This window comes from Bradyrhizobium sp. Kon56, from assembly GCF_055807635.1.
The window spans coordinates 1-249 of the sequence record NZ_JBVVOU010000545.1; the positions used below are offsets into that span (position 1 = coordinate 1).

A 249-nucleotide genomic window follows, 5' to 3' on the forward strand; every position below is an offset into this window, starting at 1 on the left:
TCGATGAGCATCCCGGACAAAGAGCCCGCCCGCCGTAACAGGGTGCGAAGCAGTTCTAGCAGTTGTGCATCGTCCAAGCGGCGTGAGCGTTGCAAGATGATTTCGCGAACGGCTGCAAACACCTCCACTGAGACAATTCCCTGGAATGCCCCATCACATCGAACCCACTTTTCGGGTGGGTTGCGGCTGATACGTTTACGTAGTTTGGAGGATGTTTTGTTGTAGACGTTGTTACCTATGTATTTCTCG

Annotated in this window: 1 protein-coding gene; it reads right to left on the reverse strand. The window is 52.6% G+C overall.

The features are described 5' to 3' along the window. On the reverse strand, positions 1-249 hold a 249-nt coding region (locus AC0L3B_RS39995), incomplete at both ends, for a recombinase family protein (RefSeq protein ID WP_473383475.1).